Genomic DNA, 18243 nt, shown 5'->3' with positions numbered 1-18243 from the left:
GTTCCGCTTGAAGTGCGAAGGACGAGGCCGCCGCCTCGTCCTTTTCTTTTTGCGTCAGGCAAGATCGGTCGGCGACCAGCCGGGCGGCGCGAGTTCGAAGCCGTCGAAGCGAAACGCAGGCGCTACGATACAGCTCACCAGCGTCCACGCGCCAAGGCTCACAGCCTCCTGCCACGCGAATGCCGGTACGACGCCCTGAAAGGCTTCGCCGCCGCCCGCATCCGGACCGAGGGTGATGGTCTCGCGCCTGTCATCCGCATGGGCGATGCCGAGCGCCAGCGGCGCGCCCGCCTGCCAGATCCATATCTCCGCCGCGTCGACACGATGCCAGTGCGAACGCTCGCCCGCCGCCAGCAGGAACAGGATTGCGCTCGCCGCGCCTCGTTCGCCATCCGACGGCGCATCCCGCCACAGCTCGCGGTAATGGCCGCCCTCCGGGTGCGGCTTCAGGTCGAGCACCGCGCGAGCCGCATCGGCAGTGAGCGCCGGGTCACGGAAATCGGCCTTCAACGTCGCCATCGGAGCCTCAACGGTCACAGCGCGATTTCAGGCTGCTCCAGCCGCCGCGGCAGCAGCGTCGAGCCCGGAACATAGGCGTCGAACGCAGCCCAGAACTGCTCGCGAAGCTGGTCGCGTTCCATCACGATTTCATGCCGCGCGCCCGAAATGACGATAAGGCGGCAGTTCTTCACCCGGCTCGCGAAACGCTCCATTGCTGCGTTTGACACGATTTGATCGTTGCTCGCCGCCACCATCAGTGTCGGCACACGGATGCTGTCCATGAATGCGGTCGAGGCAAGCGTCGCAATGGAGGTGCAGGCCGCCTGGACCCAGCCGATGGTCGGCGCGCCGATGCTGAGGTGCGGCGCGGCGCGAAGCAGATCCTGCGCCCGCTCATATCGAAGACGATCCGAGGTCAGCGGATTGCCGTCGAAAGGCGCACGCTCCCAGAGTTGAGCCTTGCCGCCCGGAATGAAGCTGTCGCCGAAGCCAAGCAGCGTCAGCGCTTCCGCCGCCGCGCCGATCACGCTGCCGCGTTTTTCGCTGTTTGCGAAATCGATCATCGGCGCACTGAGCACCATGCGATCCCACCAGCACACCTTCGTTTGCGCGAGTCGCAGCACGAGATGCCCGCCCATCGAATGCGCGAGACAATAGTAAGGCGGCGGGCAGTCGGGCAACACGATGCCGGACATGAAGCGGCGAACGTCGTCGTCGAAATGGGCGAAGTTCTCGGCGTGGCCCTTGGCGCGGTTCCTCAGCAGGCGCGAAGAGCCGCCCTGACCACGCCAGTCCATGGTGGCGACGGCGAAGCCTCTGCGGCGCAGGTCGCCGATAGTCTCGAAATATTTCTCGATGAACTCCGTGCGGCCCTGAAAGAGGCAGACCGTCCCGATGCGCCGCTCGGCCGTGGTATCCCACCGCGCGTAGCGAATGTGGAAGCCGTCGCGCGTGTCGAATGTGCCGCAGATGGCGCCCCCCGGCACAGGATTGCGAGTGATGCCGACCAACTCGGCCGCCGGTGAAGCCCCCTCAATCGCCGTATCCGAGCCGTTCATGTCCGAGCCGTCCTCGCTGTTCGTGGAAAAACTCTATCGCATGCGCATGGCGCTGCTCAAGCACCCCTTGACAGCGAAGATGTCCGAAATAAATTTATGGGTGCAGGCCAATCGGCTGCAAACTTACGCTCCGGCCTTTAAGGCGGAGGAAACTTCTCGCTTGATAAGGAGACAACACATGCGTCGTCTTGATCTCTCTCCCCTGTATAAGTCCGCGATCGGCTTCGATCACCTAGCCAATGTGCTTGACCAGCTCTCTGGTCTTGAAAGCGAAAGCGGCTTCCCGCCCTATAATATCGAACGTCTTGGCGAGAATGTCTATCGCGTTACCATGGCTGTCGCCGGTTTCGGTGAGGATGACCTTTCCATCGACGTGAAGGAGGGTACTCTTACCATCCGCGGTGAAAAGAAGGGTGAAGCTGCCAACCGGGCCTACATCCATCAGGGCATCGCCGCGCGTAATTTCGAGCGCCGTTTCCGGCTGGCCGATTACGTCGAGGTGTCCGGTGCCGCGCTGGAGAACGGGCTTCTGCACGTCGACCTGAAGCGCGAATTGCCCGAGGCCATGAAGCCGCGCACGATCCAGATCACGAAGGGCGCTCCCCACCCGCGCGTGATCGAGGGCGATGCGGCCCGCAAGGTCGAGGCTGCCGCGTAACGCGCGCCTCGGATTCACGGCCTCAGCGAAGGGCGGGCGAAAGCCTGCCCTTTTTCGTGCGCGGACGGCGGAAAAGCGCCGCGACTTCCACATGCGCCGAATAGCGGAACTGATCGAAGGCCGCGAGGCGCGTCAGTTCGAACCCGCCATCCGCAAGAATGGCGGCATCGCGCGCGAAGGTGGCCGGATTGCAGGACAGCATCACGGCCGCCGAAATTTTCGACTGCGCGAGCGCGCGCGCCTGCGCTTCAGCGCCTTCGCGCGGCGGGTCGAGCACGGCGGCGGCAAAGGCGTTCAATTCCTGAAACCCGAGCGGATTGCGAAACAGATCGCGGCGCACCGCCTTCACGGGCTTGAGACCCTTCGCCTCCCTCGCGGCGGCGGACAGCGCGGCGACGGCGGCGGCATTGTCCTCGTAGGCTGTCACAGAGGCGCGGGCGGCGGCCGGAAAGGTGAACGCGCCAAGCCCAGCGAAGAGGTCGCACACCGGCCCCTTCCCAGAACCCGCCGCGTCGAGCGCGGCGACGGTGAACGCCGCCATGTCGCGCTCGCACGCCTCCACCGCTTGCAGGAACGCGCCCTCGGGCAGCACGACCCGCGAACCGCCAACGGTGATCTGCGGCGCGCCGTTGATGAAGATCGCCTCGCCATTCCATGTTGCGCGGATCGCACCGGCCGCCTGAAGCGCCAACTCGATGGCGTGGCGTGCGCTGCTCGCGAGGCGCGGCCCGGCGATGGCGATGTCGAGGCCGTTATCGGCGGCGGTGACGTGAATCTTCGCTTCGCTCCGATCCGCCATCGCGCCCTTGAGTGCGGCGCGAAGATGCGGGAGCGCCGCGGCGATCCGTGGCAGGAGGATGGGGCATTCGTCGATGTCGACGAGATCGTGGCTGCGCGCCGCGATGAAGCCGAGATGAAGCGCGCCCTCCTCCTTCCGCGCGGTGAACACGGCGCGGCGGCGACTCGACACGGGATATGTTTTCAGCGGCTCCATCGATGGCGCGCGGACGCCGGCCTGAGCGAGAGCCGTTTCCACGAGGCCCGCCTTCCACGCGTCGTAAGGCGGTGCGGCCCAATGCTGGAGCGCGCAGCCCCCGCATACGCCGAAATGCCTGCACACGGGTTCGACGCGCTCCTGGCTTGCCGTCTCCACCGCAATGAGACGGCCTTTCGCGCCAGCCACCTCGGCGCGCACCACCTCGCCCGGCAGCGTGAAAGGAAGATGCACCGCAGCGCCGCTAAAGACGCGCGCGACGCCGTCGCCTTGCGCGCCCATCGCCTCGATTGCGAGCGTCAGCGTTTCCGTGTCGCGCGACGCGCTATCGCTCGCGCGAAGCTGCGACGAGTGTTTCTTCATTGCCGTCCTGTCCCTTGATCGGCGATGCGACGGCGCCGAGCGCGCGCCAGCCTTCCGCCTCGATGCATGCCGTGACGCGCTCCACCGCCGCGCGCCGCAAATTCTCGTCCTTCACGATGCCGCCCTTGCCGACGCCGTCGCGGCCGACCTCGAACTGCGGCTTCACCAGCGCGACGAGCCAGGCGCCGGGCGCAGCAAGCGGCAGCACGGCGGGCAGCACCTTTTCGAGCGAGATGAAGCTCACGTCGCAGGTCACCGCGTCGATGGGCGCATCGAAGAGCGCCGGGGTCAGCGCGCGCGCGTCCTGCGCTTCCAGCGACACCACTCGGACATTTTGACGCAGCGATGCGTGAAGCTGGTCGCGGCCTACATCCACGGCATAGACGCGGGTTGCACCGCGCTCAAGCAGCACCTCCGTGAAGCCGCCGGTCGAGGCGCCGACATCGAGGCAGGCGCGCGCACACGGCGACAGGCCAAAAGCATCGAGCGCCGCTGCGAGCTTGAGGGCACTCCGCGCGACATACGGCATCTTTTCAATCACTTCAACGGGCTCGTCCTCGGCGACTTCGAGCCCCGGCTTCACGTCGGTGCGACCGCGCACGCGCACGCCCCCGCGACGGATCATATCCCGCGCTTTCGAGCGGGTTTCGGCCAGCGCGCGCCGAACCAGAAGATGGTCGAGTCGGAGTTTCAAATGCGGTCCCGTGGCCTTGTAAACATCGACATCAAGCTTGTTGCAAATGACAATGTTTAGCGCAATCATCAGCTCCCTGTGTTGTCTTCGGCAACCGGATAAAGCGCTATTTCCAATCCTCTGAAGGATGTTGAAAAAGAACATGTGAGATTAGACTGCCTCTTCGTGGCCTAGGTCGCCAGAAGGCCGTGAAGCGCTAAGTAATTACCCCATACCCGTTCAGGTTCGATAAGCAACCAACCTCACACAATTCTTGGGAAATCAAATCATGATGCTTGTCCGTACCTATCTCTCGAACAGCGCGATCGAGGGAGTGGGCATTTATGCTGCCGAGCCTATCAAGAAAGGAGATGTCATCTGGCGGCTGGAGCCGAAGTTCGACGTTTTCTTCACCGAAGCCGATATCGAAGAACTGCCGTCGCACATGCAGGACTTCATTCAGCGCTATTCCTACCCGCATATGCAGAAAAAAGGCATATGGGTTCTTGAAGCCGACAACGGCCGTTTCATGAATCACAGCGAGACGCCCAACACCGATTTCACCGATCCGGATCTGGGCTACGCCATCCGCGACATCGCGGCGGGCGAGGAGATCACCTGCAACTACCATGAATTCGACTCCTCCTTCCAGGGCTGGTTCGCGGGTCTGGCGGCGGTAAACGGGGATGCGCATTCCCACCCCTAAGTCGGATGAACGTTGCCCCCCGGATGCCGCGTGTCCGGGGCGGCGGCGCTCAACGTCCTGTTGCGGCCCCGCCATAGTTCGAAAATTATCGCCTGCCGGAACGTGATATTTACCCAAACAGTGTCTATAGAGTCCTGTTGGAATTTATCGCGGGGGCGAGCATGCGGTCGGCGGCAAGGAAATACTGGACGCGGGGTTTTTGCTTCGGGCTCGCCGGGCTGTCGGTGCTGACGGTCGCAGCGCCGGATGAGACGCGCGCCGAGTGCTATGTGCAGGCGCCGCTCCGTCCGGTTCACCGGACCTTCATCCGCCGCGACGTCGTCGAGCCGGGCGTTTACGAAGTGACCCGCCGACCGAGCCTCCACGGTGTGATCCAGCAGCGGGCGGTCGTGCCCGGCAGGGTCGTATGGCGCGAGACACCGGCCATTTACAAGACGGTGACGGTGCGTGTCAGAAAGCCGGGCGGCTCCATCTGGAGCGAGCAATGCGTCGGGGGGCAAGCGGCTATCTGCCGCGTGCGCGTTCCGCCGCAGGATATCCTCGTCGAGAAGCGGGTGCTCGTCCGTCCGGGCCGCCGCTGGGCCGAGCAGGTGACGCCCGACGCGGTTGCGCTGACCGAGCGGCGCGTGCTCCTGAAGCCCTACAAGAATTACGCCCATTTCCAGCGGCCCTATATCGCGTTTTCGCGCGAGCGCGTGGCGGTGCAGCCCGAAGGCACACGCTGGGTTCCGGCTCCATCGCAGCCGAAATGCTGCGAGCCGGGGTGCTGATCGGCGCCGCGCGGGTTTTTGGAGTGAATCCGGCTCTAAACTTCAGAAAAGAGACCGTTTTACCGATCTGATTGCGATTCAATCGGATCGGAACGGCTCTATGGCGCGCGGACGTTCATGCACTCGATGCCGGATCGCTTGAGCTTACGGCACACGGATTTCGCCTTGGTCTCATCGTCGAAGCGCGCGAAGCGGGCGCGGAACATCGTGGCGCCGCTCGCGAGCGAGACCGGCATGATGAAGTCCGGATGAGACTTGCAAAAGGCCGGGCCGAGCGCCTGCCGGACGCTTTCGAGTCGGAGTTGCGCCTGCGACTTTTCGGGGAATGCGCCCACCTGCACGTGATACGGGCCGGGCAGATTCACCGTCTCGCGTGAGGCTGCGGCTTCCGCCGTGGCGATGGTCCGGAGTTCAGGCGCAACGGTCGAAGCGAGCGTGGCTCCCTCGGATAGCCGGGGCGATGCTTCCGAGGCGAATGCTTCCGCCGCCTCTCCTTCCGCCTGGACGGCGGCGGCGGCAAGAGGCGCGACCTCGGGAAGCCGGACAGTCTTGTTATGGACCGACATGTTTTTCGGCTGCGCCTCGCCGGGACCGGGAAATGTCACGGTGACGGCCGCCTGCTTCGAACCGGAGGCAGTCACGTCATGGTCGACCATGGCCCGCCCGGTCGCCTCTTCGGGCTCGTCCGTCGACGTGTCGGATGTCTCGGCGGGCTCGCGGGTGGCGCGCACCGCAAGGCTGTTTTCGAGCGAGGAGAACAGGATCGCATTCGATGCGCTGTCGGGCTTGCGTTTGAGCTGCAATGCACCGGCGGGGAGGCGAGACACGCGCCGCAGATGAGCCGTGCCGCCGGGAGTCGTCTGCACAGGTGCAGCGTCCTTCGCCGTTTGCTCCGCGGATGCCACCTGTCGCGGTTCCGGCGCGGACGGAAGCTTCGCGGGCGCAGCGGCCGCAAATTGCTTCGGCGCCAAGGACGCGACCAGGGCGCCCGCTTTTTTCGCGGCGGTGAGTGTCATGGCTTTCGACCATGAGGCGTCGAGAATGTTGCGCATGGCGCCGTTGCGGGCGCGGGCCGAAGATCCGCCCAGCACCACCGCGATGAGCCGCTTCTCGCCGCGCCGCGCGGTGGCGAGCAAGTTGAAACCCGACGCCGAGGTGAAGCCGGTCTTCATGCCTTCCATCCCCGGATACGAGAACAGCAAGGTGTTGTGGTTTCGATAGATGTCGCCGCCATACCGGAAATATTTCGTCTTGAAGACGCCTGCGCGCTCGGGATGGTCGGTCAGCACCGCGCGCGCCATGATGACGAGATCCTGCGCCGTCGTCCGCTGTTCGGAATTCGGCAGGCCGGACGCGTTTCGGAACGTCGTGTTGAGCATGCCGATGGTGCGCGCCCTCTGGGTCATGCGGCGGGCGAATTCCTCCTCGGAGCCCGCCAGCGCTTCGGCAACCACGACGGCCACGTCGTTCGCCGACTTCGTCACAATGGCGCCGATGGCGTCGGAAACCGCGATCGTGTCGCCGGGGCGCAGGCCGAGCTTCGTCGGCGACTGCGATGCGGCGTAGGCCGAAACACGCAGTTTCGTGCTCATGCCGAGCTTGCCGTCGCGAAGGGCGTCGAACAGCAGATAAAGGGTCATCACCTTGGTGATGGAGGCGGGAAACCGCGGGTCGGTGGCGTTCCTCGCGATCAGGATGCGCCCGGTGTGGAAGTCGACCACCATGGCGGAACTCGCCGGGGAGTAAGACGGCGCCCGAGATGCCTTGCGGCGAGCCTCGGCGGAACCGGAGAGGGCAAGGAGAAGGACCGCCATCGCGCAGAGAAGCACGGCGACCGGCGAAACCCGGCGAGCGATGCCTTCACGAGCGAAGTCATGCCGGGGCGGTTGGTCCCGAGCCATGTGGTCCCGAGCTGAACCGTTCGGTGCCAAGTCCTTCTTATGCCTCGGAATTTGAAAACGCAGATGTCGGATCACGGCGGTTTGAAACCCCAAAAACGTGTCGTCAGCAAGGCGCCGCGTCAAGGCGTCGCGTGGGCGGTCAACCTCAATGCAAGGTTGTCGGCTCAGGCTGCTATACCTGTACGGGCATTAATTCGGTCTTACCCATGACCTGGATCGGGCGTAGGATTTCAATTTCGCCGATGGAATTGCGGGAGTTTGGAAACACCGCTGCGTGATGAACGGGGCGGCACCCTTTCAATGCAGGAAGGGGCACATATATTCGATGAGGCGCCGGTCAGGAGGCCTTGACAGACGAAACCGATAAACGGGATGATGCAAGGTGATGGCCTCTTTTCCGCGCACGATCCGGAGGCGTCAGGCAGAGTGGCAGACGCTTGAAACGTTCAGGCTTCCGATAGGGTCTCGAATGGTTGCTGCGATGGCGGGCAATAACGGTTTCAAGGACGACAACGGCCTGAAAACAGGGGTCGTAACAAAAACTCGTCCCAAAACGAAACGCCCGAGCCTCTACAAGGTTCTCCTCCTGAACGACGACTACACGCCGATGGAATTCGTCGTCTACGTGCTTGAGCGGTTCTTCAACAAGCCGCGAGAGGAGGCAACGCGCATAATGCTGCATGTCCACCAGAAAGGCGTCGGTATCTGCGGCGTGTATACCTACGAAGTTGCTGAGACGAAAGTCACCCAGGTGATGAATTTCGCGCGCCAGCATCAGCATCCCCTTCAGTGCACTATGGAAAAGGAGTAGGTGCGGCAGTGCCATCATTCTCAAACAGCCTGGAAGAGTCGCTCCACCGCGCTATCGAATACGCCAACGAGCGGCATCACGAATACGCAACGCTGGAACACCTGCTCCTTTCGCTGCTGGATGACCGCGACGCGTCTTCTGTCCTTAGAGCCTGCAACGTCGATGTGGAGCGGCTTCGGGCCAAACTGACCGAGTTTCTCGACAAGGAGCTGAACAACCTCGTCCTTGACCAGGATGGCGAGGCGCAGCCGACCGCGAGCTTTCAGCGCGTGATTCACCGCGCCGTGGTGCATGTGCAGTCTTCGGGCCGCGAGGAAGTGACGGGCGCGAATGTGCTTGTCGCGGTCTTCGCCGAGCGCGAAAGCAACGCCGCCTACTTCCTGCAAGAGCAGGACATGACGCGATTCGACGCGGTGAATTTCATCAGCCACGGCATTTCGAAGCGGGCCGGCATGTCCGAGCCTCGCGGTGTGCGGGGCGTCGAGGACGATGCGACCACGGTCGACGGCGCCGATGAGAAGAAGCGTTCGACGGACGCGCTCGAAGCCTACTGCGTCAACCTCAATCAGAAGGCGAAGGACGGCCGCATCGATCCGCTGATCGGCCGCGACAAGGAAATCGAGCGCACGATCCAGGTGCTGTGCCGCCGGTCGAAGAACAACCCGCTTTACGTGGGCGATCCGGGCGTCGGCAAGACGGCCATCGCAGAAGGACTGGCGCGCAAGATCGTCCGCGGCGAGGTGCCGCAGGTGCTCGCCAACGCGACGGTGTTTTCGCTCGACATGGGCACGCTGCTCGCGGGCACGCGCTATCGCGGCGACTTCGAGGAGCGGCTCAAGGCGGTGATGAAGGAAATCGAAGCCTATCCGGGCGCGATCCTCTTCATCGACGAGATTCACACCGTGATCGGTGCGGGCGCTACCTCGGGCGGCGCGATGGACGCGTCGAACCTCTTGAAGCCCGCGCTGCAATCGGGCGTGCTGCGCTGTATCGGCTCGACCACCTACAAGGAATACCGCCAGCACTTCGAGAAGGATCGCGCGCTTGTGCGGCGCTTCCAGAAAATCGATGTCGCCGAGCCGACGGTTGAGGATGCAATCGAAATCATGAAGGGGCTGAAGCCCTACTTCGAGGACTTCCACAACATCAAATACACGAACCAGGCGATCAAGGCTGCGGTGGAGCTGTCGGCGAAGTACATCCACGACCGCAAGCTGCCCGACAAGGCGATCGACGTGATCGACGAAACGGGCGCGTCGCAGATGTTGCTGGCGCCCTCGAAGCGGAAGCGCACCATCGGCGTGAAGGAGGTCGAGGCGACCGTCGCCACCATGGCGCGCATCCCGCCCAAGACCGTCTCCAAGACCGACACGGAGCTTCTGCGCAACCTCGAAGGCGATCTCAGGCGCGTCGTGTTCGGCCAGGATCAGGCGATCCATGCGCTTTCCGCCGCGATCAAGCTCGCCCGCGCGGGCCTTCGCGATGCGGAGAAGCCCATCGGTTCGTACCTGTTCTCCGGCCCGACCGGCGTCGGCAAGACGGAAGTCGCCCGCCAGCTCGCGAGCCTGCTCGGCGTGCAGATCCTGCGCTTCGACATGTCGGAGTATATGGAGCGGCACACTGTGTCGCGGCTCATCGGCGCGCCTCCGGGCTATGTCGGCTTCGATCAGGGCGGCCTGTTGACCGACGGCGTGGACCAGAACCCGCACTGCGTCCTTCTCCTCGACGAGATCGAGAAGGCGCATCCGGACCTGTTCAACGTGCTGCTTCAGGTCATGGACCACGGCAAGCTCACCGATCATAACGGCAAGCAGGTCGATTTCCGCAACGTGGTGCTCATCATGACCACGAACGCGGGCGCGGCCGACATGGCGAAGCCCGCTATCGGCTTCGGCAGCCAGCAGCGGGTGGGCGAAGACGAGGAGGCGATCAAGCGCATGTTCTCGCCGGAGTTCCGCAACCGCCTCGACGCCGTGATCCCGTTTGCCCGCCTCTCGCGCGAGATGATCGGCAGGGTGGTCGAGAAGTTCATCTTCCAGCTCGAAGCGCAACTCGCGGACCGCAACGTGGTCATCGAACTGACGCCGGAAGCGATGGAATGGCTCGCCGACCACGGCTACGACGAGATGTACGGCGCGCGTCCGCTCGCCCGCGTCATTCAGGAGAGCATCAAGAAGCCACTGGCCGAGGAATTGTTGTTCGGCAAGCTCGAAGGCGGCGGAACGGTGCGGGTGGTCGTCGAGGAGAAGGACGGCAACAAGACGCTTTCCTTCGAGGTCATCGAGGCGAAGCCGCCGATCAAGGCCGAAGACGCCGAGGCGGGCGAGGGCGAAGGCCCGGCGCTGCTGCCGAAGGGCGCGGCCTGACTGGAAATATGACGCCGGTCGCCCTCGCAGCGCCCGGCGTTTTCGTCTGGACTTGCTCTGTGCTTGAGCGCAAGGGGCGCGCTAGCCATGAGGTCTGGCTACCGGCCAGACCGATTGAAAGTTTACGGCCACTTCACCACGGGCGGCATTGACGACAGGATCGAATCGACATTGCCGCCGGTCTTCAGCCCGAAAACCGTGCCGCGGTCGTAAAGCAGGTTGAATTCGACATAGCGGCCGCGCCGGACGAGCTGCTCGTCGCGATCGGCCTCGCTCCACGGCTCGTTCATGTTGCGCCGGATGAGCTTCGGCACGACGGCGAGGAACGTGCGCCCCACCTCCTGCGTGAATGCGAAATCGGCGTCCCAGTCGCCGGAATTGTGATACTCGTAGAAGATACCGCCGAGGCCGCGCGCCTCCTGCCGGTGGGGCAGGTAGAAATACTCGTCGCACCATGCCTTGTAGCGGCTGTAATCGGCCACGGGGTGCTTGAGGCAGGCCGAACGGAATGCGGCATGAAAGTCGAGGACGTCCGGATCTTCGACGCGCCGCCGTTTCGCGAGCATCGGCGTCAGATCGGAGCCGCCGCCGAACCACCATTTCGACGTCACGATGAAGCGCGTGTTGAGATGTACGGTCGGCACGTTCGGGTTGCGCATGTGCGCGATCAGCGAAATTCCCGACGCGCGAAAGCGGGGGTCTTGCTCCGAGCCCGGAATCGACGCGCGGAACTCGGGCGCGAACTCGCCGTGAACGGTCGAGACATGCACGCCGACCTTCTCGAAAACGCGGCCATGCATCATCGCCATGGTTCCGCCGCCGCCGTCCTCGCCGGTGTGGTCGGTGCGCCTCCAAGGCGTCTTCTCGAAGCGCCCGGGTGGCAATCCGGCATGCGGACCGCACTTCAGATCGTCTTCGATCCGCTCGAACTCGGTGCAGATATCGTTGCGCAGCGAGGCGAACCACACCCGCGCTTTGGACATTTCGGGGTGAAACGGCTCCCAATTATCCAAAGACGAGGCCTGCGTTTTATGCATTGCTGGTATGCGATTCGTACTGTGTTTGGGCATGGCGCCTCCGCCGCTCGGGCGTTCCTGAAGGAAAAGAATCGTACCCTTCTACAGGAAACGCGAAAAACCGCCAGTCTGGCCAAGGGCTTCACCGAGCACCATCGCCACGGAAAGGGCAACATTCAGCGACCGCAGGCTCTCCTGCATGGGAATTCGGGCCCGCAAATGCGCGCATTCGTGCACCTTGTCGGGCGCGCCCGCGCTTTCGCGCCCGGCCAAAATAACGTCGTTATCGCGATACAACACATCGTGATAAGGGATAGCCCCCTTCGTTGTCAGAAGGATCAGCCGCCTGTCGACCCTTTTGATATCGCTTAAGAATTCTTCAAAAGAAGGATGGCGCCGCAGGCTCACTTTGTCGTAATAGTCAAGGGCCGCACGCCGGAGCGCGCGGTCGGACAAATCGAACCCGCAAGGCTCGATGATATCGACTGCGACGTTTAGACATGCCGCCATTCGCAAGATCGTCCCTGTATTTTGCGGAATGTCCGGTTGATATAAAGCTACACGCAACAGGAGCGGTCTCCGTAGATGGTCGAGCTAAATTGTGCCATGGACACGGAAATCGATAGCATGCATAAGAGCACGATTTTTTCGCTCCCGCAAAACGTCCTACAAGGTTGAAATTTTCCATGGCCACAACATACGACGGTGATCAAGGCGATGTGTCGCGCCGTGATTTCATCTATCTCGCAACCACGGCATTCGCGGCTGTCGGAGCGGCCGCCGCGCTCTGGCCGCTGATCGATCAGATGAACCCAGATGCGTCGGCGCTCTCGCTCGCGTCGATCGACGTCGACCTGACGCCGGTTCCGGAAGGGGCGGCGATCACCGTGCTCTGGCGCGGCAAGCCGGTCTTCATCCGACATCGCACGGCGGAGGAGGTCAAGAAGGCTCAGGAGGTTCCGATCGCCGACCTGAAAGACCCCTATGCGCAGGTTGAAGGCGCGCCCTCGGACCTGCCCGCCACGGATGCGAATCGCACCAAGGCCGGCAACGAACAATGGCTCGTGCTGATCGGCATCTGCACCCATCTCGGCTGCGTTCCGAAGGGCCAGGCTCCGGGCGACGAAAGAGGCCCGTATGGCGGCTGGTTCTGCCCGTGCCACGGCTCTGCCTACGACACGGCCGGGCGAATTCGCCAGGGACCGGCGCCGCGCAATCTCGACGTCCCGCCGTACGCGTTTGCGACGGACACCAAGATTCTGATCGGCTAGTTCCCGCCATCCCGAGAAGGTTTTCCTGAAATGTCCCACGCTTCCTCTTACGAACCGAAAACATCGGTAACGCGCTGGCTCGACGCCCGGTTGCCGATCGTCCGCTTCATAGCGGATTTCATGGTCTTCCCAACGCCGCGCAATCTCAACTACCTCTGGACCTTCGGCGCGATCCTCGCGTTCATGCTCATCGCCCAGATCGTCACGGGCGTCATCCTCGCGATGCACTTCGCGCCGAACACGGCGCTCGCGTTCGACTCCGTCGAAAAGATCATGCGCGACGTGAACTACGGCTGGTTGATGCGCTATGCCCATGCGGTCGGCGCGTCGATGTTCTTCCTCGCCGTCTACATCCACATGTTTCGCGGCATCTATTACGGGTCCTACAAGGCGCCGCGCGAGGTGCTGTGGATGATCGGTGTGGCGATCTTCCTCGTCATGATGGCGACGGCGTTCATGGGCTACTCCCTGATCTGGGGCCAGATGAGCTTCTGGGCCGTGACGGTGATCACGAACCTGTTCTCATCGCTCGACACGCTCTATTCCGGCCTTGGCACCACTCTGGTGCAGTGGATCTGGGGTGGGTTCTCGGTCGATAACGCGACCCTCAATCGTCTTTTCAGTCTGCACTATCTTCTTCCCTTCGTGCTCGTCGGCCTTGTCGTGCTGCATGTATGGGCGCTTCATGTCGTCGGCTCCAACAACCCGACCGGGGTCGAGGTCAAGAACGTCGAGAAGGAAACGCTGCCCTTCTACGCGTATTTCACGACCAAGGATCTGTTCGCGCTCGCGGCGTTCGGCGTCATCTTCGCGTATTTCGTCTTCTTCACGCCAAACTATCTCGGCGACGCGGTCAATTACGTGCCCGCCAACCCGCTTCTGACGCCGCCGCACATCGTGCCGGAATGGTACTTCCTGCCCTTCTACGCGATCTTGCGCGCGGTTCCGTCCAAACTCGGCGGCGTGCTCGCGATGTTCGGCGCGATTGTCGTGCTGTTCTTCGTCCCGTGGCTCGATACTTCGCGCGTTCGCTCGGCCAGCTATCGGCCGATGTTCCGCTGGTTCTTCTGGGCGTTCGTCTTCAGCTGCCTTGCGCTCGGCTATCTCGGCGCGGCGCCGGTCACCGAAACATCGACCATGGCCTCGCAGTTCTTCACCTTTTACTACTTCGCCTTCTTCCTGATCGTCATGCCGGTGGTGGGTATCTACGAGACACCGAAACCGCAGCCGGACTCAATCGCAGACACCTTCACGCATAAATCGGACGACGGGTCTGGCCGCGGCGCGCGCCCCGTGGCGGCCGAGTAGGAGACCAGACAATGACGACGATGACATCGAGCCTCGTGCGCCGCTCGCTCGGAGCGTTCGTAATCGGCTCAGTACTCTCGGCGACGGCGTTTAGCGCGCCGGCGTCAGCCTCCGAGACGGCGGGACACTACGAGGTTCCGCGCCTGGAGTGGACCTTTGGCGGCCTGTCCGGCTACTTCGACAAGCAGCAGCTTCGCCGCGGCTTCAAGGTGTACCAGACGGTTTGCCAAGCCTGTCACAATCTGGCTCACCTGTCTTACCGCAACCTGACGCAGCCGGGCGGTCCCGAACTGCCGAAGGAAGAGGTGGAAGCCTACGCCGCGCAGAAGCAGGTGGCCGACGGGTTCAACGACGCGGGCGAAGTGAACATGCGCCCGGCCAAGCTGGCGGATCTGTTCGTTGGCCCCTTCAAGAACGACAAGGAGGCCGCCGCCGCTCTGAACGGGTCGGTTCCGCCGGATTTGTCGCTCATTACGAAGGCGCGTTCGATCGAGCGGAATATCGAGTGGTATGCCTTCCCGTTTATTATGCTTAAGGATATCCTGACGCAGTATCAGGAACAGGGCGCGGATTATACGCACGCGCTTCTGACCGGATACACGGACCCTCCGGCGGACTTCAACCTGCTGCCCGGCCTGAGCTATAATCGTGTATTCCCGGGCCATCAGATCGGCATGCCGCAGCCTCTCAGCGACGGCATGGTGGAATATGATGACGGCACACCGAGCACCCTCGACCAGCAGGCGAAGGACGTGACCGCGTTCCTCGCCTGGGCGGCCGAGCCGAGCCTCGTGGAGCGCAAGAAGCTTGGCGCCTGGGTACTGATCTATCTGATCATTCTCGCCGGTCTGCTTTATGCTTCGAAGAAGCTGATCTGGCGCAACGTCAAGCACTGACGCGCGCGGAACAGCGGCGCTTCAAAATCGCAAGCGGGGGCCCTTGGGCTCCCGTTTTTTTGTGCGGAGGAGGGCAGAAGCTGTCGTGGCAAGTCGATGTCCGCAGTCTCGGGGAGGATTGCGGGCGCCCCTATAGTTCGGCGGCGCGGCGTCGCCCTAACGAATACACAAGGTTTTCACGCGCCACCTTGACTGGCGGTTGAGTTGCTACAGCGTCGGGCAAGCTTGGTGTGTTCCTAATGCATCGGTAGACGCTTGTTTTCCTGTCGGGGTGTAAATCCGGGAGTAGTCAACCAGCGGTGTTTTCTCTAGTCTGCATACGTGAAAAAATGGGGATTTACCTATGCTTATGAGTCAAAATTCGCAGATCGAGATTGACCTGCTCGGCTCCTTGTGTTCCGCCTCCGCCGCACCCAGAGCTGACGAAGAAGCCGTCGATGTCCTTCGCTCGTCCCTGATTGAGGGGTTCGAAAAGGCCATCGACCTTGGCGTGCCGCCCTTGCAGGCGCTGGCTCACATTCTCGATTGGGTGTCGGATGAAATGGCGCGGGTCAAGGCAGCGCCGGTTGCTGCCTCGACTGATGCCGGCGATCACCGCCGACTATAGCGCCGCCCGAGCATTCCGCTCGCCTCCGCATAGGTCACTTGCGCGAAGACGTCGAGCAGGTTCCGCTTTTGAGCGACACTCATCGTCTCGCGTTCGGCGACCACCGGGCAGAAGGCGGCTGTCAGCCCATTCACGATGTCCGCCTCGGACACATGATGGGCTTTGGCCTTGATCTTCGGCACGATCTCCTGGATGCGCAGGACGATATTCGCCGATTGCGTCGTGCGAAGGAGTTCGCCGAAATCCGTCTTGGCTCGCTCCATGATCGCGCGCTCCTTTTCGTTCACAGGCGGCGGGCATTGAGTGCTCCCTTCGCCGCCAGCCAGCATGATCGGCGTCGACTGCCTGATTTCGCGCACGAGGAAGCCGTCAGCGTCGGTCGGAGCGTTGTTGCCCCAGCGCGACCGGACGTAATTCGCCACAGCGGCGATGTCGCCGTCGCTCAGATACGCCGCGAATGAGGGCATCGGCCCGTATTGCTGCGTCGCCGGGAGCCCGGCGAGGACGGCCTTGATGATGTCCTGCGGTTGCTCGGCATTCACCGTGCCATTCTGCGAGAGAGGCGGAATTCGATCCTTGACGCCTTCGCCGTTAAGCCCGTGGCACGACGCGCAATTGCTGACATAGACGCCCGCCGCGCCCGCCGGAACCGGAACGACCGAGCCGCCCGAGACTTCCGCGCGGGGTGGCGTCTGCTTCAGATAGGCCGCGATCGCACGCAGATCGTCCACCTTGAGCTTCGAGAGGCTGTCGTGAACGACGGTCGCCATCGGCCCCTCGGCGATGCTTCGCATGGGAGCCACGCCCGAGGCGAGGTAGGACACGAGCTGCTGCTCGCTCCATGAGCCGATCCCGCGCGTCATGTCGGCGGTGATGTTCGGCGCGAACCAGCCTTGCACGGCCGCGCCCTGAAGCGCGTCGCCCGGAATGGTGGCGCCCATCAGATTGCGCGACGTGTGGCACTGGCCGCAATGGCCGAGACCTTCGACAAGATACGCGCCCCAGTTCACCTGCTCGGTCTTCGCCGGATCGGGTTCGAACACGCCCGGCGCGAAGAACAGCCCGCGCCAGACAGACAGCGTATCGCGGATGTTGAAGGGGAAGGCCAGATGATCCGGCTGGCGCGGCGCACGGACCGGCTTCAGCGACATGAGATAGGCGCGGATGGCGTTCACGTCGTCGCGCTTGACCTTGGTGAAGGACGTGAAGGGGAACACCGGATAGAGATACTCGCCATGCTTGCCGATCCCCTCGTGCAACGCGCGGTAAAACTCGTCCTCGGTCCACTCGCCGATGCCGGTGCGCTTGTCGGGCGTGATGTTCGGCGTCGTCACGCTGCCGAACGGCGTCGGGATCTGAAGGCCGCCCGCGAAGGGCTCGCCGCCCTGCTTCGTATGGCAGGCTGCGCAGTCGCCGATGGTGGCCAGATACTTGCCCCGTTCGATGAGAGCGTGATCAGGCGCGGCGAGGCTTGCGCCGGCCGTCGAGAAAAACAGAAGGGCGGCCGGTAGAGCCGTCCTGAGGGACGCAAGGGCAGTCATGGAACGGCCTCTCTTTTCGGAAATGGTTTGAGAAGGCGGAGTTGTATCCGGTCATCTATACCCGCCGCGTCTCCAAAGACCGTTTCAGTGCCATGAGAAATTTGCGAAAAACTATGTCTTGCGCGGACTTTGCGTTTGTGGCTCCCTCCTCCCGTTTTCCGCTCGCGCCCGAAGAAACGCTCACGCCATGACAATCACCGTGCATCTGAACGATCTGCCTCCGGATATCGATTTCGGCGCGTCCGTCGCCATCGATACGGAGACGCTCGGCCTCAAGCCTTACCGCGATCGGCTTTGCGTCGTTCAATTGTCGGCGGGCGACGGGAACGCGCATCTCGTGCAGTTCGAGAAAGGCCATTACGACGCGCCTAATCTGCGGGGCCTGCTCACGAATCCCGCGATTCTCAAGATCTTTCATTTCGGACGCTTCGACATCGCGGTGATGCAGCACCATCTCGGCGTCAGAGCCGGGCCGGTCTATTGCACGAAGATCGCGGCAAAGCTGGTGCGCACCTTCACCGAACGTCACGGCCTCAAGGATCTCTGCCGGGAGCTGCTCGGCGTCGAGCTTTCGAAGCAGCAGCAGACCTCGGACTGGGGGCAGGCGAAGCTCACGCCGGAGCAACTTAGCTATGCGGCCTCCGACGTGCTTCACCTGCATGCGTTGAAGGAAAAGCTCGACGCGCTGCTCGCCCGCGAGGGGCGAACGGACCTGGCGGCGGCCTGCTTCGGCTTCCTGCCTTCCCGTGCCGAACTCGACCTGAAAGGCTGGCATGACGACGCGGATGTTTTCAATCACTAGT

The 18243-nt window shown here is 63.0% G+C and carries 18 protein-coding genes; 10 read left to right on the top strand and 8 right to left on the bottom strand.

Going from position 1 to position 18243, the window contains the following annotated elements; translation table 11 throughout:
- Window positions 1-54: 54 nt before the first annotated feature.
- Together KKP04_RS03760 and KKP04_RS03755 are read right to left on the bottom strand one after the other, a co-directional pair.
- A complete protein-coding gene (locus KKP04_RS03760) occupies window positions 55-519 on the bottom strand; it encodes a cupin domain-containing protein (protein WP_215026937.1) in 465 nt (154 codons plus the stop codon).
- A gap of 14 nt (window positions 520-533) precedes the next feature.
- Entirely contained in the window at window positions 534-1559 is a 1026-nt protein-coding gene (locus KKP04_RS03755; protein WP_215026934.1) for an alpha/beta hydrolase, read from the bottom strand.
- Window positions 1560-1737: 178 nt separating this feature from the next.
- Between KKP04_RS03755 and KKP04_RS03750 the strand changes: the two genes are divergently transcribed.
- Window positions 1738-2217, top strand: coding sequence for an Hsp20 family protein (locus KKP04_RS03750; protein WP_215027076.1), 480 nt, complete (start codon window positions 1738-1740; stop codon window positions 2215-2217).
- Between the two features lie 22 nt (window positions 2218-2239).
- Here the strand turns inward: KKP04_RS03750 and KKP04_RS03745 are convergent, their stop codons facing one another.
- Both KKP04_RS03745 and KKP04_RS03740 read right to left on the bottom strand, forming a co-directional pair.
- Window positions 2240-3574, bottom strand: coding sequence for a class I SAM-dependent RNA methyltransferase (locus KKP04_RS03745; protein WP_215026931.1), 1335 nt, complete (start codon window positions 3572-3574; stop codon window positions 2240-2242).
- Window positions 3537-4337 (bottom strand): TlyA family RNA methyltransferase, encoded by an 801-nt coding sequence (locus tag KKP04_RS03740; RefSeq protein WP_215026928.1) that lies wholly within the window; start codon window positions 4335-4337, stop codon window positions 3537-3539. The genes KKP04_RS03745 and KKP04_RS03740 overlap by 38 nt, the downstream gene beginning before the upstream one ends.
- Window positions 4338-4536: 199 nt before the next feature.
- Here KKP04_RS03740 and KKP04_RS03735 point away from each other — a divergent pair, with 199 nt between their 5' ends.
- Both KKP04_RS03735 and KKP04_RS03730 read left to right on the top strand, forming a co-directional pair.
- The gene (locus tag KKP04_RS03735; RefSeq protein WP_215026925.1) at window positions 4537-4953 is read left to right on the top strand and encodes an SET domain-containing protein; all 417 of its coding nucleotides are present in this window, start codon (window positions 4537-4539) and stop codon (window positions 4951-4953) included.
- A gap of 161 nt (window positions 4954-5114) precedes the next feature.
- The gene (locus tag KKP04_RS03730) at window positions 5115-5723 is read left to right on the top strand and encodes a hypothetical protein (RefSeq protein ID WP_215026922.1); all 609 of its coding nucleotides are present in this window, start codon (window positions 5115-5117) and stop codon (window positions 5721-5723) included.
- A gap of 98 nt (window positions 5724-5821) precedes the next feature.
- Here the strand turns inward: KKP04_RS03730 and KKP04_RS03725 are convergent, their stop codons facing one another.
- Complete coding sequence (locus tag KKP04_RS03725) at window positions 5822-7624, bottom strand: D-alanyl-D-alanine carboxypeptidase (RefSeq protein WP_215026919.1); 1803 nt, start codon at window positions 7622-7624, stop codon at window positions 5822-5824.
- Between the two features lie 469 nt (window positions 7625-8093).
- Between KKP04_RS03725 and clpS the strand changes: the two genes are divergently transcribed.
- Window positions 8094-8435, top strand: a complete 342-nt coding sequence (gene clpS / locus KKP04_RS03720) for an ATP-dependent Clp protease adapter ClpS (RefSeq protein ID WP_251133879.1) — start codon at window positions 8094-8096, stop codon at window positions 8433-8435.
- A gap of 8 nt (window positions 8436-8443) precedes the next feature.
- On the top strand, window positions 8444-10801 hold the full coding sequence (clpA, locus tag KKP04_RS03715) for an ATP-dependent Clp protease ATP-binding subunit ClpA (protein ID WP_215026904.1): 2358 nt from the start codon (window positions 8444-8446) through the stop codon (window positions 10799-10801).
- Window positions 10802-10923: 122 nt separating this feature from the next.
- Here clpA and hemF read toward each other — a convergent pair whose 3' ends face one another.
- Window positions 10924-11838 (bottom strand): oxygen-dependent coproporphyrinogen oxidase, encoded by a 915-nt coding sequence (gene hemF / locus KKP04_RS03710; RefSeq protein WP_215026901.1) that lies wholly within the window; start codon window positions 11836-11838, stop codon window positions 10924-10926.
- A gap of 81 nt (window positions 11839-11919) precedes the next feature.
- Window positions 11920-12327: a tRNA (cytidine(34)-2'-O)-methyltransferase gene (locus KKP04_RS03705; RefSeq protein WP_371818693.1), complete on the bottom strand. Its 408-nt coding sequence runs from the start codon at window positions 12325-12327 to the stop codon at window positions 11920-11922.
- Between the two features lie 176 nt (window positions 12328-12503).
- Here KKP04_RS03705 and petA point away from each other — a divergent pair, with 176 nt between their 5' ends.
- From petA to KKP04_RS03685, 4 genes are all read left to right on the top strand, one after another.
- Window positions 12504-13088: a ubiquinol-cytochrome c reductase iron-sulfur subunit gene (petA, locus tag KKP04_RS03700; RefSeq protein ID WP_215026899.1), complete on the top strand. Its 585-nt coding sequence runs from the start codon at window positions 12504-12506 to the stop codon at window positions 13086-13088.
- A 30-nt stretch (window positions 13089-13118) separates the two neighbouring features.
- Window positions 13119-14396, top strand: coding sequence for a cytochrome b N-terminal domain-containing protein (locus KKP04_RS03695; protein ID WP_215026896.1), 1278 nt, complete (start codon window positions 13119-13121; stop codon window positions 14394-14396).
- Between the two features lie 11 nt (window positions 14397-14407).
- Window positions 14408-15292 (top strand): cytochrome c1, encoded by an 885-nt coding sequence (locus KKP04_RS03690; RefSeq protein WP_215026893.1) that lies wholly within the window; start codon window positions 14408-14410, stop codon window positions 15290-15292.
- A 349-nt stretch (window positions 15293-15641) separates the two neighbouring features.
- Complete coding sequence (locus KKP04_RS03685; protein WP_215026890.1) at window positions 15642-15899, top strand: hypothetical protein; 258 nt, start codon at window positions 15642-15644, stop codon at window positions 15897-15899.
- On the opposite strand, the gene KKP04_RS03680 is transcribed toward KKP04_RS03685, so the two are convergent.
- On the bottom strand, window positions 15884-17440 hold the full coding sequence (locus tag KKP04_RS03680) for a c-type cytochrome (protein WP_215026886.1): 1557 nt from the start codon (window positions 17438-17440) through the stop codon (window positions 15884-15886). The genes KKP04_RS03685 and KKP04_RS03680 overlap by 16 nt on opposite strands.
- A gap of 187 nt (window positions 17441-17627) precedes the next feature.
- Between KKP04_RS03680 and KKP04_RS03675 the strand changes: the two genes are divergently transcribed.
- A complete protein-coding gene (locus tag KKP04_RS03675) occupies window positions 17628-18242 on the top strand; it encodes a ribonuclease D (RefSeq protein WP_215026883.1) in 615 nt (204 codons plus the stop codon).
- Window position 18243: the final 1 nt, after the last annotated feature.

The sequence above is a fragment of the Rhodomicrobium sp. Az07 genome (assembly GCF_018619475.1).
Lineage (GTDB): Bacteria > Pseudomonadota > Alphaproteobacteria > Rhizobiales > Rhodomicrobiaceae > Rhodomicrobium.
This window is presented reverse-complemented; position numbering and strand designations above follow the sequence as displayed.

What these genes read in the sequence shown, in the direction of transcription:
- KKP04_RS03725 (WP_215026919.1), bottom strand. Translation starts at nt 7,624, where the DNA reads ATGGCTCGGGACCAACCGCCCCGGCATGACTTCGCTCGTGAAGGCATC.
- KKP04_RS03745 (WP_215026931.1), bottom strand. Translation starts at nt 3,574, where the DNA reads ATGAAGAAACACTCGTCGCAGCTTCGCGCGAGCGATAGCGCGTCGCGC.
- KKP04_RS03675 (WP_215026883.1), top strand. Translation starts at nt 17,628, where the DNA reads ATGACAATCACCGTGCATCTGAACGATCTGCCTCCGGATATCGATTTC.
- petA (WP_215026899.1), top strand. Translation starts at nt 12,504, where the DNA reads ATGGCCACAACATACGACGGTGATCAAGGCGATGTGTCGCGCCGTGAT.
- KKP04_RS03755 (WP_215026934.1), bottom strand. Translation starts at nt 1,559, where the DNA reads ATGAACGGCTCGGATACGGCGATTGAGGGGGCTTCACCGGCGGCCGAG.
- KKP04_RS03730 (WP_215026922.1), top strand. Translation starts at nt 5,115, where the DNA reads ATGCGGTCGGCGGCAAGGAAATACTGGACGCGGGGTTTTTGCTTCGGG.
- hemF (WP_215026901.1), bottom strand. Translation starts at nt 11,838, where the DNA reads ATGCATAAAACGCAGGCCTCGTCTTTGGATAATTGGGAGCCGTTTCAC.
- KKP04_RS03760 (WP_215026937.1), bottom strand. Translation starts at nt 519, where the DNA reads ATGGCGACGTTGAAGGCCGATTTCCGTGACCCGGCGCTCACTGCCGAT.
- KKP04_RS03685 (WP_215026890.1), top strand. Translation starts at nt 15,642, where the DNA reads ATGAGTCAAAATTCGCAGATCGAGATTGACCTGCTCGGCTCCTTGTGT.
- clpS (WP_251133879.1), top strand. Translation starts at nt 8,094, where the DNA reads ATGGTTGCTGCGATGGCGGGCAATAACGGTTTCAAGGACGACAACGGC.
- KKP04_RS03690 (WP_215026893.1), top strand. Translation starts at nt 14,408, where the DNA reads ATGACGACGATGACATCGAGCCTCGTGCGCCGCTCGCTCGGAGCGTTC.
- KKP04_RS03695 (WP_215026896.1), top strand. Translation starts at nt 13,119, where the DNA reads ATGTCCCACGCTTCCTCTTACGAACCGAAAACATCGGTAACGCGCTGG.
- KKP04_RS03705 (WP_371818693.1), bottom strand. Translation starts at nt 12,327, where the DNA reads ATGGCGGCATGTCTAAACGTCGCAGTCGATATCATCGAGCCTTGCGGG.
- KKP04_RS03735 (WP_215026925.1), top strand. Translation starts at nt 4,537, where the DNA reads ATGATGCTTGTCCGTACCTATCTCTCGAACAGCGCGATCGAGGGAGTG.
- KKP04_RS03740 (WP_215026928.1), bottom strand. Translation starts at nt 4,337, where the DNA reads ATGATTGCGCTAAACATTGTCATTTGCAACAAGCTTGATGTCGATGTT.
- KKP04_RS03680 (WP_215026886.1), bottom strand. Translation starts at nt 17,440, where the DNA reads ATGACTGCCCTTGCGTCCCTCAGGACGGCTCTACCGGCCGCCCTTCTG.
- KKP04_RS03750 (WP_215027076.1), top strand. Translation starts at nt 1,738, where the DNA reads ATGCGTCGTCTTGATCTCTCTCCCCTGTATAAGTCCGCGATCGGCTTC.